Genomic DNA, 14,357 nt, shown 5'->3' with positions numbered 1-14,357 from the left:
GAGAGTGACCGCGATGGATATGCTGCTCGAACCTGTTACGCTGCCGCCATTCCCCGAAGGCCTCAGGATCTCACTCAGGCAGATGCATCTTCTCCAGGCTCCCATGGGCGGCACCCTGGTGACCGGCGGCGCCACGTTCCGCGTGTTCGCGCCGCACGCGACCGCCATCTACGTCTCCGGCCCGTTCAACGACTGGGCGCAGGATGCGAGCTGCCGTCTCGCGCCGATCGGCAACGGCCATTGGGCGATCTTCGTGCCGTCCCTCAAGGACGGCGACGCCTATATGTATTTCGTCGAGGGCGAGGGCACCTCCGGCTACAAGCGCGATCCGCATGCGCGGCTGCTCACGGTCGATCCGCCGTTCCCGCAATCGCATGCGGTGCTGCGCAACCCCCAGGCGTTTCCCTGGCACGACATCGACTTCACGCCGCCGCCTTACAACGAGCTCGTGATCTATCAGCTCCATGTCGGCACCTTCGACATGAAGGCCGGCAATCCAGACGGCTGCTTCTTCGACGTCATCGAGCGCGTGCCGCATCTGGCCAGGCTCGGCATCAACGCCATCGAGCTGCTGCCGGTGCAGGAATTCCCGTCGATGTTCAGCATGGGCTACAACGGCACCGACCTGTTCAGCCCGGAGACGGATTATGGCGAGGCGGAAGAGGCGCATCTTGCAGCCTATGTCGCGCGCACCAACGAGATCCTGACCGCTGCGGGCGCTGCGCCCTATGCCGGCGTCGAGACGCTGCGCCATTGCGACGACCAGTTGCGCGCGCTGATCGACGTCTGCCATGTCCATGGCATCGCCGTGCTGTTCGACGTCGTCTACAACCACGCCGGCGGCGGCTTCGACGAGAACAGCATCTGGTTCTTCGACCGCCAGTCGTACGGCGATCCGAACCGCAGCCTGTATTTCACCGACCAGGGCAGGGCCGGCGGGCAGGTGTTCGCCTATTGGAACGCCGACGTGCGGCAGTATCTCGTCGACAACGCCATCATGTTCTATCGCGAATATCACGCCGACGGCCTGCGCTTCGACGAGGTCAGCGTGATGGATCATTTCGGCGGCTGGGCAACCTGCCAGCAGCTCACCGAGGCATTGCGCGCGGAGAAGCCGGACGCGATCCAGATCGCCGAATACTGGCCGGTCAATCCATGGGTGGTGAAGGACATCGCGATCGGCGGCGCCGGGTTCGATGCGACCTGGAGCGACGCCCTGCGGCTCGCGGTGCGAGGGGCCATCGCCAGCGCGGCCGGTGGCGCAGGGGCTGTCGTCCCGATGCAGCCGATCGCGGCCGCGATCGCCGATCTCAGCCTCGACAAGCGCTGGCGCGCGGTCAATTCGATCGAGAACCACGACATCGTCTATGCCGGCCGCGAGCCGCGCATCCCGCGCCTCGCCGATCCCCTCGACAGCCGCTGCTGGTATGCGCGCAGCCGCAGCCGCGTCGCCACGAGCCTTCTGCTGACTGCGCCGGGCATACCGATGCTGTTCATGGGCCAGGAGCTGTTCGAGGACAGGCCGTGGAGCGACACGCCGAACCCGGACACGACGATCCACTGGGCGCTGCTCGACGGCGAGGACAAGATCACCGCGGATGCGACGCGCTTCACGCGCGAGCTGATCGCGATCCGCCGCACCCATCCGGCGCTGACCGCCGAAGGCTGCGCCATCGTCCACGTCCATGACGGCAACCGCGTGCTGGCGTTCCACCGCTGGGACGGCCAGGGCGACGACGTGGTGGTGATCGTCAGCCTGAGCGAGACGCCGTGGCACGACTACGCGATCGGCTTTCCGGCGGTGGGGACGTGGCACGAGGTGTTCAACAGCGACGTCTACGACAATTGGGTCAATCCCGGCGTGGTCGGCAACAACGGCGCGGTGACCGCAGGCGGCCCGGCGCTGCACGGCCAGCCATGCTCGGCTGACGTGACCATCCCGGCGAATGGCGTGCTGGTGTTTGCGCGAGGGTGATGGGCTGTGCCGCGCTCTCTCCTCGTCATTCCGGGGCGCGTCGCGCAGCGGCGCGAGCCCGGAATCCATAACCACAGGCTGGCGTGTGACACGAGGTGATCGTGGCGCCAATCTTCGACAAACAGCCGGTCGTGGTTATGGATTCCGGGCTCATCCGCGCTGCCTCAAAATGGCTTCGCCATTTTGCGCGCGAATGCCCCGGAATGACGGCGTGGAGAGAGCGTGCAATTCCATGCGCAGAGCGTTATGCGCGAGGAGACCCGGCTATCTCCACCGTCATTGCGAGCGCAGCGAAGCAATCCAGGGTGGTGGGCGGGACTCTGGATTGCTTCGCTGCGCTCGCAATGACGCGGTGAGAGCGGGGCGTCCCATCGGCGAAGCGATCTGCAGAGGCGCACCACACAATCAGCAGACCCTGGCGCTCCGCGATGCCGATTGCGGCCTCGACTTACACAATCAATCGTCCCTGCCGTTCCGCAATCGAGATCACCGCCTCAGTCCCCGCGTTGAAATCGAGATGATCCGCCTCGATGCCATCGGAGAAGATCACGCCGTTCTCGGGCATCAGCGAGCGCAGGCGCATGGTCTCGGCGCCGTCGAGATCACCGCACACCAGCGTCGTCTGTGACGTCTTGCTCGGAAACGGCTCGCGCACGGCAAAGCGCAAGGCGCGGGCGTCCCAGGGCAGGGCGGTGTAGTCGCCATCACTGCGACTGCCATAGCTGCCGGCGATCGCGAGCGCGCCGGTGACGATGCTCTTGAACCAGGCGGTGGAGCCGAGGCCGGTTGCCACGATCAGCCCGCTGGACGACTGCCGCTCATGCGCCGCGCGCGTGGCGATCTCGTAGCGTGCGGAGACATGGGTGCGGGCGCCGATGAAGAGGTCGTTGACGGCATAGAGCACCTGGCCGTCGGCGAGGCTCGCCTTCGCCATGGTCACCGCCTTGGCCGCGCGCTTGTCGGCGGCGACCTCGGGCAGCAGGCTCGCGAGGTCATCCGGCGCGAACGGCAGCAGCACGCCGTCATGGCGCTGCGCATCCGGGTTGAGGCCGAGCAGTGGCTGGCCGTCGAGATATTTCATGGTGTTGGCGACGAGGCCATCGGGACCGAGCGCCGCGACGATGTCGGCGGGGCCGAAGATGAAGTTCGGCAGGAAGCCGCGGTCGACGATCTGGTAGCGGCCCCAGCGCTCCAGCGTCTGCGTCGCCGCGGCGCGCGCGGCCTGGTAGGCCGCGTGCTCGCGTTCGTAGTCGGAGAAGTCGGCGCCGAGATGCTCGACATAGAAGCGGGCCTGGTCCGCGGTGAGGAACTTTGCGATCAGCTCCTCCAGCCGCGTCTGCCTCGTGACCAGCACCACCTTGCGGTCATTTCCGGACACGGGCGGCCTCCGCGGGCTGCTGCATCAGGCTGTTCAACAGCTCCGGCGAGACGTTCAGCTGCCCGATCTTTTCCGCCTTCTCGGCAAGGCCGGAGAACGCCTGCGCGATCAGCTGACCCGGCTGCATGCCGGTGGCGGCCAGCGCCTGGATCACGCGGGTGTCGACGCCCTCGAAGATCTTCATCAGCGCGCCGACGCGATAGGCCTCGGCATCGGCCAGCGTGCGGGTGTTCGCTGCGTTCAGCGACACGAAGTCCTTGCGCTTGGCCTCGAGCCCGATGTCGGCGACCATGCCCGCCTCGCGGAGATCGTTCTTCTTCGCGGCGACGCTGGCCTCCGCATCCATCTGGGTCTCGCGGATCGAGCGCTTCTTCTGCTCGACGGCGATTTCCGTGTCGAGTTCGCTCTCGCGGATCGCCCGCTCGCGCTCGACGGCAAAGTTGCGCCGCGCGAAGATGGCCTCGTCGGCGGTCTTCAGGATCGCCTCGCGCGCTTCCGCCTCCAGCGCCTTGGCGGTCTCCGGCGTCGGCTTCACCGCGCGCACTGCGACGCCGAGGATCTCGAGCCCCAGCGCCTCGATGTCGGCGCGGCGCTGCAGCCCGGTCGCGATCGCTTCGGCGATGCGGTCGGAGGCGCGCAGCGCTTCCTTCAGGGTCATGTCCTTGACCGCCTGTTGCGCCAGCACCTCGACCGCGCCGAGCACGCGCTGCGGCAGCTGTTCCGGATCGTCGGACTCGTAGGTCTTGCCGTCGCGCTTGAGGGTGAAGTTCAGCATCGCCGCCGCCTTCCGGGGCTCGCCGACGCGGTAGGTGACCTGGCCCTGGATCGTGAGCGTCTGAAAGTCGCGGGCGATCTGCTGGAAGATGAAGGCGGCGTCGCGGCTGCCGATCGGGATCGCGACCAGCGACGTGGCAGGTCCGTAATAGAAAGTGGACAGCCCGGCACCTTCCTCGACCACGCGGCCGGCGCGGTACTTGAGCAGATAGGTGGTGGGTTGGGCCTTGATGAAGCGTAAGCCGAACATGGCGGCCTCCTGACGTTGACTGGCGTAAGTGTGTCACGCCAACTTAGTAAGTTGGACAGTACAACTAAGTATGCTAGTGTCAAGCGGCAAAATCGGGGGCAGGCGGCATGGCGGGACGGCAGGGGCAGGGCGGCGGGACGCCGTCGAAGGGACAGGGCCGGGATCCGGCAGGGCTCGATTTCCCGCGGCCGCTGACGACGGTCGACGTCGTCATCTTCACCATCCGCCTGGACGCGCTGCAGGTGCTGCTGGTGCGACGCGGCCATGGCGACGGCGAGCCGTTCCCGGACGCTTTCGCGCTGCCCGGGGGCTTCGTCGACGTCGACAAGGACGCCGATCTCGATGCCTGCGCCCGGCGCAAGCTCGCGGAGAAGACCGGCGTCGTCAGCCCGTATCTGGAGCAGCTCGGCAGCTGGGGCAGCGCCCACCGCGATCCGCGCGGCTGGTCGGCGACGCACGCTTATTTTGCGCTGATCCCGGCTTCAGCCGCCGAGGCCGCGCTCGCCGCCGACGCGCAATGGTTTCCACTCGCTGGCCTCGGCGTGACGCCGAAGCTCGCCTTCGATCACGCTGAGATTTTGCAAGCCGCCGTGCAGCGGCTGCGCAACAAGGTCGAGTACACCTCGCTGCCGGCCTATCTGATGCCGGAAGAGTTCACCTTGCCCGAGCTGCAGCGCACCTATGAGATCGTGCTGGACCGACCGCTGGAGAAGAGCGCGTTCCGCACCCGCATGCTCTCGGCCGACCTGATCGAGCCGATCGAAAAGATGCGCAAGGGCCCGAACCGGCCGGCGCAGCTCTATCGGCTGAAGCCCGCGGCAACGCCGGTGTATTTCGCGCGAACGTTCAATGCACCGGAATAAGGTCCCGTAGCCCGCACGAGCTCCGGCGAAGCCCGAAGGGCTTCGACGAAAGCGACATGCGGGGTCTCCCGCGCTGGTGCGATGAACCCGGATGTCGCTGCACTCATCCGGGCTACGCTGCTATGCGGCCTCTCCACCGTCATTGCGAGCGCAGCGAAGCAATCCAGGGCGTCACGAGGACTCTGGATTGCTTCGCTACGCTCGCAATGACGAGGTGAGAGCGCAGGGCATCACGATCAGCCAGACATACGGACCATCCGGCTGCGCGACGTAGTGCTAGGCTTCAGGCAGAGAAATCCACCACCAGCGATTTGCTGGACGAGCTCGACGAGCTGGTGCCGCTGGCGCTGTAGGACGAGGACTTGCTGCCGTTCGAGCTCTGCAGCGCGTCGAGCAGCTTCTTCAACAGCTCCTCGACGTCGGACGAGGTGCTCGACGAGGATGACGACGACGTGCTCGAGGTGGTGTCGCTGCTGGAATCGCCGCTCGGCGGCGGACCACCGGCGCCGCCCGGACCACCCGAGAAGGCGCTGGCGAACACGTTCTTCAGCTCGCTCGCCTGGTCGGAGGTGAGCTTGCCGCTGTCGACCTCGCCCTGGATGAGATCGTCGATCTTCGATTTCATCGCCTCGGGCGAGGGCGGGGTGCTGGAGGTCGTCGACGACGACGAACTGCTGCTGCCGCTCTTCAGCGCGGAATCGATGTCGTCGAGCGCGGACGACAGCGCGGTCTGGTCGGTCGAGCTGACCTTGCCGGCCGAGACTTCCTTGGTCAGCTCCTGCTTGAGCAGGTCGAGCGGCGAGAGGCCGCTCATGGAGGAGGCGGAGATCGATGTCATGGCGTGCTCCAGGTTGAAACATCAAACCTGGGTCCAGGTGCGATTGTAACGCTTAACAGCTCCTTGTTCCGTGTGTCCGGATGTGTCTCGCCGCAGGCTGCACACAAAATGAAGCAAGAAAGGCGGCGCTCATGCCGGCGGAACTGGCGGCATCGCCGCCCGCCGCACCCCCGCTGTCATTCCGGGGCGCGCGTAAGCGCGAGCCCGGAATCCATTGCTCCGCACGTTCTGCCGCCCGATGGATTCCGGGCTCGTGCTGCGCACGCCCCGGAATGACGCCGTCATTTGGAGCGGCAGCCGCGTGCTCCGGCCTCCCGGCCCGCTACGGCAAGGCGGCATGCCGCCAGCGCAGTGCTCGGAGCTGCGAAATGGTGTATCCGCGGGTGACAGGCGGCGCTCTCGCGCGGGATGTCCGCCACAAGGAATAAAGCTCCCGGAGGAACTCCATGTCGGCCCTGCCGCTTTCTGGCATCAAGATTCTCGATCTCACGCGCGTGCTGGCCGGACCGCTGTCCGCGCAGATGCTGGCCGATCTCGGCGCCGAGGTGATCAAGATCGAGCGGCCCGGCACCGGCGACGACGCCCGCGCCTTCGGCCCGCCCTATCTCAGGGATCCCGACGGCAAGGCCAACAACAACAACTCGTTCTACATCTGCGCCAACCGCAACAAGAAGTCGGTCACGGTCAACATCGCGTCTCGGGAAGGCCAGGAGATCATCCGCGCGCTGGCGAAAGACTGCGACGTCTTCATGGAGAACTACAAGGTCGGCGACCTCAAGCGCTATGGGCTCGACTATGACGCGATCCGAGCCGTCAACCCGGACGTGATCTACTGCTCCGTCACCGGCTTCGGCCAGACCGGGCCGTATGCGCCGCGCGCCGGCTATGATGCGATCTTCCAGGCGATGGGCGGGCTGATGAGCGTCACCGGCCATATGGACGGCGAGCCGGGGGCGGGGCCGATGAAGGTCGGTCCCTCGATCGTCGACTACATGACGGGCATGAACACCTCGATCGGCATCCTCTCGGCGCTGTATCACCGCGACGTCAATGGCGGCGGCGGCCAGCACGTCGACGTCTGCCTGTTCGACACGGTGATCGCCTCGCTGTCGCATTACGCCCAGATCTTCCTGGTGAACGGCAAGTCGCCGCCGCGCCGCGGCACCTGGGGCAATGGCGGCATGCCGGCCGGCGTGTTCCGCTGCACCGACGGCGAGCTGATGCTGGTCGTCGGCAACGACGCGCAGTTCGCGCGCACCTGCGCCGTGCTCGGCGCGCCCGAGCTCGCTACGAATCCGAAATTCGTCAAGAACAACGATCGCGTCGTCAACGGCAAGGAAATCATGGCCGTTTTTGCCGGCCTGTTCCTGAAGAACTCGGTCGCGCATTGGCTGGACGAACTGGAGAAGGCGGGTGTGCCGTGCGGCCCCGTCAACGATTTCGCCCACGTCTTCGCCGATCCGCATGTCCGCTCGCGCGGCATGGAGGTGAAGGTCGAGCATCCGTTCGAGCCGCAGCTGTCGCTGATCCGCAACGCGCTGAGCTTCTCGGGCACGCCGATCACCGAGTACCGCGCCCCGCCGCTGCTCGGCGAGCATACGCAGGACGTGCTGTCACAGCTCGGCTATGACGAAGTGAAGATTGCAGCGTTGAAGCAGCAGGGCGTGGTGTAGCCGCAGGAACCGCTCCCGTAGCCCGGATGAGCGCAGCGATATCCGGGATCACCACGAACGCTGGCGACGACCCCGGGTGTCGCTGCGCTCATCCGGGCTATGGGCGTTGTGTTCGTGGCGAGTTCGAGGCCTCAATGGACGTGACGATGGCGGTGCTTTGCGCGAGGCTTTACGGGAACGGGCGCTTGCGGCTCAGGGACGGCGAGCTGCTGCCGCGATTCCTGCAGGCGGCGCTGGTAGCCCGGGGAGTTCATGATGTTGGCGGCGGCGCCGCGCGCCAGCACCGGGTCGCTGGCCGTCAGCAGCGCGAGCGCTGTGGCGGCGGCGGCCATGATCAATCGCAGATGCTGCGTCATGCGGCGGGCTCCAATCTCATCAAGCGAGGCTAGCGCGCCTCGCGTGCCGCAAGCTTAGCCGGTGGCTTCGTCGCCGTCTCGCGCGTCGTGAGGCCGAGCACGGCGCCGCGCACCACGCGCGCGATCACATCCTCGACATCGTCGAGGTCGCAGCGGCCGTCGGAGAGCTTGGTGAGGCGCTCGCTCTCGCGGATCGTGTGGTGGGCCATGGCGAGCGCAAAGTGCAGGCCCCAGAACAGATCGACCTCGGAGTTGTCGGGCAGCGCGCGCTTCATCGCCGCGGCGAATTTGCGCAAGTGATCGATTTCCTTGTTCTTGATGCGGCGGATCGGCGGCACCGATTCGATCGAGGCGCGGATCATGAAGCGCGCCACCGGCGAGCGCTGGTTCTCCGGCCCCAGGCAGCCGCGCAGGATCGGGCCGACCAGCGCGCGCAGGATGGCGCCGATCTCGGCACGGCCGCCGCCGGCATCTTCCGCCGCCCGCAATTCGCGCAGGCGCTCGCGGTTGAGCGCGATCGAGCGCGTCACGAACAGCTCGGCGATCAGCTCGTCCTTGGAGCCGAAATGATAGTTGACCGCGGCGAGGTTGACGTTCGCCTCCGCCACGATGTCGCGCAAGGTGACGTCGGAGAAGCCGCGCTCGGCGTAGAGCCGCTCGGCGGCAATCAGGATCGCAGTCCTTGTGTGGTCGGTGGCCATGGTCGTCCTCCGGACGATGACGCGGCGTGAGGGAGTTGCGTTTCAAACAATTGTATGAAACTATTGTTTGAGACGGCCGGAATGTCAATCGCGGTGCTTCCGCGGGACGAGATTTCGGCGCTGCAGCGAGCGGGCCTTTAGGAATCGTGCCGCGCAAGATCGCTCTTGCGCGGACGCGGGCCGCGGACCGACACTGCGGCCAAACAAAGTTCTGAGGAAACACCCAAGGAGAGTCCCATGGACTTCACGATGTCGGCGAAGCAGCAGGAATGGCTGGAGCGCGTGCGCAGCTTCATGACCAAGCATGTCCGCCCGGCGGTGCCGATCTACAAGCAGCAGGACGCCGAGGGCGGTCGCTGGAAGGTGATCCCGATCCTGGAGGACCTCAAGGCCAAGGCCAAAGCCGAAGGGCTCTGGAACATGTTCATGCCGCCGTCACCGCATGAGGACGACGAGTTCCGCGGCGCCGGCCTGACCAATCTCGAATATGCGCTGCTGTCGGAGGAGATGGGCCGCATCTCCTGGGCCTCGGAGGTTTTCAACTGCTCGGCGCCGGACACCGGCAACATGGAGGTGTTCATCCGCTACGGCACCAAGGAGCAGAAGCGCAAATGGCTGCGCCCGCTGATGGATGGCGAGATCCGCTCGGCGTTCCTGATGACGGAGCCGGCGGTGGCGTCGTCGGATGCGACCAACATCGAGACCCGCATCGAGCGTGACGGTGATCATTACGTCATCAACGGCCGCAAATGGTGGTCGTCGGGCGTCGGCGATCCCCGCTGCAAGATCGCGATCCTGATGGGCAAGACCGATTTCGCAGCCGCCAAGCATCAGCAGCAGTCGCAGATCCTGGTGCCGCTCGACACCCCCGGCATCAAGGTCGAGAAGATGCTGCCGGTGTTCGGCTTCGACGACGCGCCGCATGGCCACGCCCAGGTGCTGCTCGAGAATGTCCGGGTGCCCAAGGAGAACATCCTGCTCGGCGAGGGCCGCGGCTTCGAGATCGCGCAGGGCCGCCTCGGTCCGGGCCGCATCCATCACTGCATGCGCACCATCGGCAAGGCCGAGGAGTCGCTGGAGAAGATGGTGCGCCGGCTGATGACGCGGCAGGCGTTCGGCAAGAAGATCATCGAGCATTCGGTGTGGGAGCAGCGCATCGGCGAAGCCCGCACCAACATCGAGATGACGCGCCTGTTGTGCCTCAAGGCCGCCGACATGATGGACAAGGTCGGCAACAAGACCGCGCAGGGCGAGATCGCGATGATCAAGGTCGCCGCTCCCAACATGGCGCTCAAGATCATCGACGACGCCATCCAGGCGTTCGGCGGCGCCGGTGTGTCGGACGAGGCCGGTCTCGCCAAGGACTACGCCGGAATCCGCACGCTCCGGCTTGCAGACGGTCCCGACGAGGTGCACAACCGCGCCATCGCCCGGCTCGAGATGAAGAAATACGCTAACGAGCCGCGCCATTGAGCGTAGACATGTAGTCTCGTAGGGTGGGCAAAGCCTTCATCGTCGCGCGGAGCGCGATGATGGCGGCGTGCCCACCATTTTCGAGCATGCAGCAGGGTAGTGGGCACGCTTCGCTTTGCCCACCCTACGAATTCAATGAGAGCCAAGGGAGCCTCGTCGTGGCCGACGGCGTCAAGAAGGACGAAGAATTCTCCGGCACCAAGCCGGTCGAGGAGCGGCATCGCTTCGACGAGGCGAAGCTCGCGGCGTGGATGGCCGAGCATGTCGAGGGCTATGCCGGCCCATTGACGGTGCTGCAGTTCAAGGGCGGCCAGTCGAACCCGACCTACCGGCTGAACACACCGGCGCGCTCCTATGTGCTGCGACGAAAGCCGTTCGGCAAGCTGCTGCCGTCGGCGCATGCGGTCGACCGCGAATTCCGCGTCATCGCAGCGCTGGGCAAGCAGGGCTTTCCGGTCGCCAAGGCTTATGCGCTGTGCAACGACGACAACGTCATCGGCGCTGCCTTCTACATCATGTCGATGGAGGAGGGCCGGGTGTTCTGGGATCCGACCCTGCCGCATGTCGCGGCACCCGAGCGGCGCGCGATCTTCACCAGCAAGATCGAGACCTTGGCGAAGCTGCACAGCTATGATCCCGCCGCGATCGGCCTCGGCGAGTTCGGCAAGCCCGGCAACTACTTCGCCCGCCAGGTCGACCGCTGGACCAAGCAGTACCGGGCGTCCGAGACCGAGCATCTGCCTGAAATGGAAAAGCTGATCGAGTGGCTGCCGCGCACCTTGCCGGCGCAGCAGCGCGTCTCGATCGTGCATGGCGACTACCGGCTCGACAACATGATCTTCCACGCCACCGAGCCGCGCGTCATCGCGGTGCTCGACTGGGAGCTGTCCACGCTTGGCGATCCCATGGCCGACTTCACCTATCTGCTGATGCAGTGGATCATGCCGGGGCTCGACGGCGTCGATCTCAAGGCGCTGAACATTCCGACCATGGAGGAGGCGGCCGCGATCTATGGCGGCGTCACCGGCACCTCACTGCCGGACCTCAACTGGTACTTCGCCTACAATCTGTTCCGCCTCGCCGGCATTCTGCAGGGTATCATCGGCCGCATCCGCGACGGCACTGCCGCCAACGACAAGGCGATCGAGTCGGTCAAGCGCATGGTGCCGATGACCAAGCAGGCCTGGGCCTACGCACAGAAGGCCGGCGCGGCATCGTGACGTTGTCGTCGTAGCCCGCATGAGCGCAGCGACATGCGGGTTCACCACGGACGCTGGCGATGACCCCGGATGTCGCTCCGCTCATCCGGGCTACGCACTACGCGCCGCCATTGCAACTCATCGGCCACCGCCGCCACCACCTCCTCCGCCACCACCGGCCGTGGTCATCGAGTTGCTGTAGCGCGGGTCGGTCTGCTTCATGTAGGTCGGCGACGTATCGTGTTGACGAGAACGGGACGCCGGCTGCGTCGGCGCTTCGTAGCCGCCGCAGGCCCCCCACGAGGCCTGTTCGCACGGCGGAAAGGAGAACTGGCGCGCGCTGGCGCTGGTTGCGGCCGCGCCGGCGGCCATGGCTCCGATCAGGGCGAGCAGGGGCAGTTTCGTTATCCTCGACATCTCTTCCATCCTTCGTTTGGCGAAGCCGGAATGGTCCGCTTGCGAAGTTCGACGGCGCCTCGCAGCAGGCGGTTCGAAGGTGGGCCCTGAATAAATGGGGCCAGCACCGCCATCACAGCTTGAACCAGGCCGTCGGTCGATGCGACGTGACGGCGATGGCGTAGCCCGCATGAGCAAAGCGACATGCGGGTTCACACGAGGAGCGCGTGAGACCCCGGATATCGCTGCGCCCATGCGGGCTACGCATCCCGCTCATGCCGCGCGCTCGGACGTGCCAATGGCAAGCGATGCACACGCACATGCAGGTTGCGTCGCCGCCCATTGCCGTCGCGCGACTGGCTCCATATCTGACGCGCGGGAGACCCGTCATGATCCACCAGCTTCGCATCTACGAGATCTTCGAGCACAACAAGGCTGCGTTCCACGTCCGCTTCCGCGATCACGCCGCCCGCATCATGCGGACGCGCTACGGCTTCCGGATCGTGGCGATGTGGGAGAGCAGGTTCGGCGAGCAGACCGAGTTCGTCTATGTCCTGGAGTGGCCGGACGAGGCGGCCAAGACAGCCGGGTGGGCCGCCTTCATGGCGGACGCCGAATGGACCGAGATCAAGCGCGTCACCCATGCCGAGCATGGGCTGATGGTCGGGCAGATCGAGGACCGACTGCTGACGCCGGTCGATTATTCGCCGGTGGCGGGACGGAGCCTGTTGGCGCTGGATCGATGATGCAAGTTACCTGCGCCGCGCGTGCCCGTCGGGCGACTCGGGTACACGACATCTGGGCGGAGCATTGATGAGCGCCATCCGGCCCTGGGGAAAGGCTGCGCAAACAAAAAAAGTTTGCGTGGTTCTTCAGCGCGATGAGCACTTTCGCCAGCACTCGCTCAAAAATTTTACTTTCGCGTTTTCGGAAATCATGATTTGCTTGCGTCATCCCGCCTCACCGAAGAGGGGCGTTGCGCGCGATCGTCACGACACGCGAGGCGGGGAGGCGATGGCCGCGGATTGCCGCAGCATGCTGATCTGGCGTGCGGACGAACGGTAGTCGGCGGACGTGAAGTCGTGTGGTCCTGACCTCCCGGTGCCGAGGTCAAGTCGACGCCAGCGCTTGCGCGTTGCGTCGATGACGGGGGCAATCAAGCCGGTCCCCGGGGAGAGCACGAAGTAAGCGTTAAGACCGTCGCGCAGGGAAGGCCGGGTGTTCTCGGCTGCACCTGTGGTACCTGCCGCCTGCATTTTTTTCGCAGGCGGGCCGCAGGCGTCAGCCGACGCCTGGCCTTCCCTGCGCCCTCTGATGGAAGAGGGCGGGAATTTCGGGATCACTCGGGCGCGGATCGCGCAGCGGGACTAATTCTGCATGATTGAACTCCGTCATTGCGAGCGCAGCGAAGCAATCCAGGGCTCAGGTGAAGACTCTGGATCGCTTCGCTGCGCTCGCGATGAGGGCTGCGGGCAGGACTGTCGTCCCGGCGAAGCACCGACAGCGCGAGCGCACTGGCGGTGCGTCGAGCCGGGATCGATAGCCACAGCCGGGCGTATCACAGGCAACTGGCAGTCACGTTCCTCGCGAGATACCGCAGTATGGGTCCCAGCGTTCGCCGGGACGTTACCGATGTTTTTGGTGGCAGTCCGCCTAGATCGGTTTCCCCGCATACGGCATCGACGCCGTCAGGCCGCCGTCGACCGGGAAGGCCTGGCCGTTGACGTAGGAGGCTTCGTCGCTGGCGAGGAACAGGGCCATGGCCGCGATCTCGTGCGGCTGGCCGGCGCGCTTCAAGGGATTGAGCTGGCCGATCTTGCTCTCGGTGCCGCGCTCCTTGGCGCCATCGAAGATCGGCTTGGTCATGCCGGTCTCGATCAGGCCGGGGCAGACCGCGTTGATGCGCACACCGGTGCCGGACAGCGAATAGGCCGTGGTCTGCACCAGGCTGATCACGCCGGCCTTGCTGGCCGCGTAAGGATGGCCCGACGCACCGGATTTCAATCCCGCGACCGATGCGGTGCAGACAATGGCGCCGCGCTGCTGGCGCACCATGTGCGGCATCGCGTACTTCACCGCCAGGAACGGGCCGATCAGGTTGATGCGCAGGATCTCCTGCCAGTGCTCGACGGTCTGCTCGGCGATCGGGATCAGGCCGCCGGAGATGCCGGCATTGGCCCAGATCACGTCGAGCTTGCCGTAGGTCGCGACCGCGCGATCGATGAAGCCAGACACGTCGGCCTCGGAGCCGGCGTCGGCGATCACGGCCTCGGCGATGCCGCCCTGCTGCTTGACGAGCTCGACCGTCTCCTTGACGCCCTCGCTGCGATCGACCGCGATCAGCCGCGCGCCTTCTTTCGTGAACATCAAGGATGCCGCGCGGCCGATGCCGCTGCCGGCGCCGGTGATGATGACGGATTTGCCTTCGAGGCGGCCCATGTTTCCTCCTGCTTCGTTGTTGATCCGTTGCGTCCCGCACAA

The 14,357-nt window shown here is 65.9% G+C and carries 14 protein-coding genes; 7 read left to right on the top strand and 7 right to left on the bottom strand.

Features of this window, described 5'->3' with window-relative positions; all coding sequences use genetic code 11:
- The first annotated feature begins 13 nt into the window (after window positions 1–13).
- Window positions 14–1,975 carry an alpha amylase C-terminal domain-containing protein gene (locus tag S58_RS22405; protein ID WP_015667652.1) on the top strand — a complete coding sequence of 654 codons (1,962 nt, stop codon included), beginning with the start codon at window positions 14–16 and terminating at the stop codon, window positions 1,973–1,975.
- A 448-nt stretch (window positions 1,976–2,423) separates the two neighbouring features.
- Here S58_RS22405 and S58_RS22400 read toward each other — a convergent pair whose 3' ends face one another.
- Window positions 2,424–3,353 (bottom strand): diacylglycerol kinase catalytic domain-containing protein, encoded by a 930-nt coding sequence (locus S58_RS22400; protein ID WP_015667651.1) that lies wholly within the window; start codon window positions 3,351–3,353, stop codon window positions 2,424–2,426.
- Window positions 3,340–4,377: an SPFH domain-containing protein gene (locus S58_RS22395; RefSeq protein WP_015667650.1), complete on the bottom strand. Its 1,038-nt coding sequence runs from the start codon at window positions 4,375–4,377 to the stop codon at window positions 3,340–3,342. The genes S58_RS22400 and S58_RS22395 overlap by 14 nt, the downstream gene beginning before the upstream one ends.
- 107 nt (window positions 4,378–4,484) lie before the next feature.
- On the opposite strand from S58_RS22395, the gene S58_RS22390 reads away from it, so the two are divergent.
- Complete coding sequence (locus tag S58_RS22390) at window positions 4,485–5,240, top strand: NUDIX hydrolase (RefSeq protein WP_015667649.1); 756 nt, start codon at window positions 4,485–4,487, stop codon at window positions 5,238–5,240.
- 283 nt (window positions 5,241–5,523) lie between these two features.
- Here the strand turns inward: S58_RS22390 and S58_RS22385 are convergent, their stop codons facing one another.
- Complete coding sequence (locus S58_RS22385) at window positions 5,524–6,078, bottom strand: hypothetical protein (protein WP_015667648.1); 555 nt, start codon at window positions 6,076–6,078, stop codon at window positions 5,524–5,526.
- A gap of 446 nt (window positions 6,079–6,524) precedes the next feature.
- Here S58_RS22385 and S58_RS22380 point away from each other — a divergent pair, with 446 nt between their 5' ends.
- Complete coding sequence (locus S58_RS22380; RefSeq protein WP_015667647.1) at window positions 6,525–7,751, top strand: CaiB/BaiF CoA transferase family protein; 1,227 nt, start codon at window positions 6,525–6,527, stop codon at window positions 7,749–7,751.
- 131 nt (window positions 7,752–7,882) lie between these two features.
- On the opposite strand, the gene S58_RS22375 is transcribed toward S58_RS22380, so the two are convergent.
- Entirely contained in the window at window positions 7,883–8,107 is a 225-nt protein-coding gene (locus tag S58_RS22375) for a hypothetical protein (protein WP_015667646.1), read from the bottom strand.
- 29 nt (window positions 8,108–8,136) lie between these two features.
- The gene (locus S58_RS22370; RefSeq protein WP_015667645.1) at window positions 8,137–8,808 is read right to left on the bottom strand and encodes a TetR/AcrR family transcriptional regulator; all 672 of its coding nucleotides are present in this window, start codon (window positions 8,806–8,808) and stop codon (window positions 8,137–8,139) included.
- 237 nt (window positions 8,809–9,045) lie between these two features.
- Between S58_RS22370 and S58_RS22365 the strand changes: the two genes are divergently transcribed.
- Together S58_RS22365 and S58_RS22360 are read left to right on the top strand one after the other, a co-directional pair.
- On the top strand, window positions 9,046–10,281 hold the full coding sequence (locus S58_RS22365; protein ID WP_015667644.1) for an acyl-CoA dehydrogenase family protein: 1,236 nt from the start codon (window positions 9,046–9,048) through the stop codon (window positions 10,279–10,281).
- Between the two features lie 158 nt (window positions 10,282–10,439).
- A complete protein-coding gene (locus S58_RS22360) occupies window positions 10,440–11,501 on the top strand; it encodes a phosphotransferase family protein (RefSeq protein WP_015667643.1) in 1,062 nt (353 codons plus the stop codon).
- Between the two features lie 117 nt (window positions 11,502–11,618).
- Here the strand turns inward: S58_RS22360 and S58_RS22355 are convergent, their stop codons facing one another.
- On the bottom strand, window positions 11,619–11,897 hold the full coding sequence (locus S58_RS22355) for a hypothetical protein (protein WP_015667642.1): 279 nt from the start codon (window positions 11,895–11,897) through the stop codon (window positions 11,619–11,621).
- 368 nt (window positions 11,898–12,265) lie between these two features.
- Between S58_RS22355 and S58_RS22350 the strand changes: the two genes are divergently transcribed.
- Entirely contained in the window at window positions 12,266–12,622 is a 357-nt protein-coding gene (locus S58_RS22350; protein ID WP_015667641.1) for an NIPSNAP family protein, read from the top strand.
- Between the two features lie 67 nt (window positions 12,623–12,689).
- Entirely contained in the window at window positions 12,690–12,941 is a 252-nt protein-coding gene (locus tag S58_RS37705) for a hypothetical protein (protein WP_042340123.1), read from the top strand.
- Between the two features lie 588 nt (window positions 12,942–13,529).
- On the opposite strand, the gene S58_RS22340 is transcribed toward S58_RS37705, so the two are convergent.
- On the bottom strand, window positions 13,530–14,315 hold the full coding sequence (locus tag S58_RS22340; protein ID WP_015667639.1) for an SDR family NAD(P)-dependent oxidoreductase: 786 nt from the start codon (window positions 14,313–14,315) through the stop codon (window positions 13,530–13,532).
- Window positions 14,316–14,357: the final 42 nt, after the last annotated feature.

This window comes from Bradyrhizobium oligotrophicum S58 (assembly GCF_000344805.1).
GTDB classification, from domain to species: domain Bacteria; phylum Pseudomonadota; class Alphaproteobacteria; order Rhizobiales; family Xanthobacteraceae; genus Bradyrhizobium; species Bradyrhizobium oligotrophicum.
This window is presented reverse-complemented; position numbering and strand designations above follow the sequence as displayed.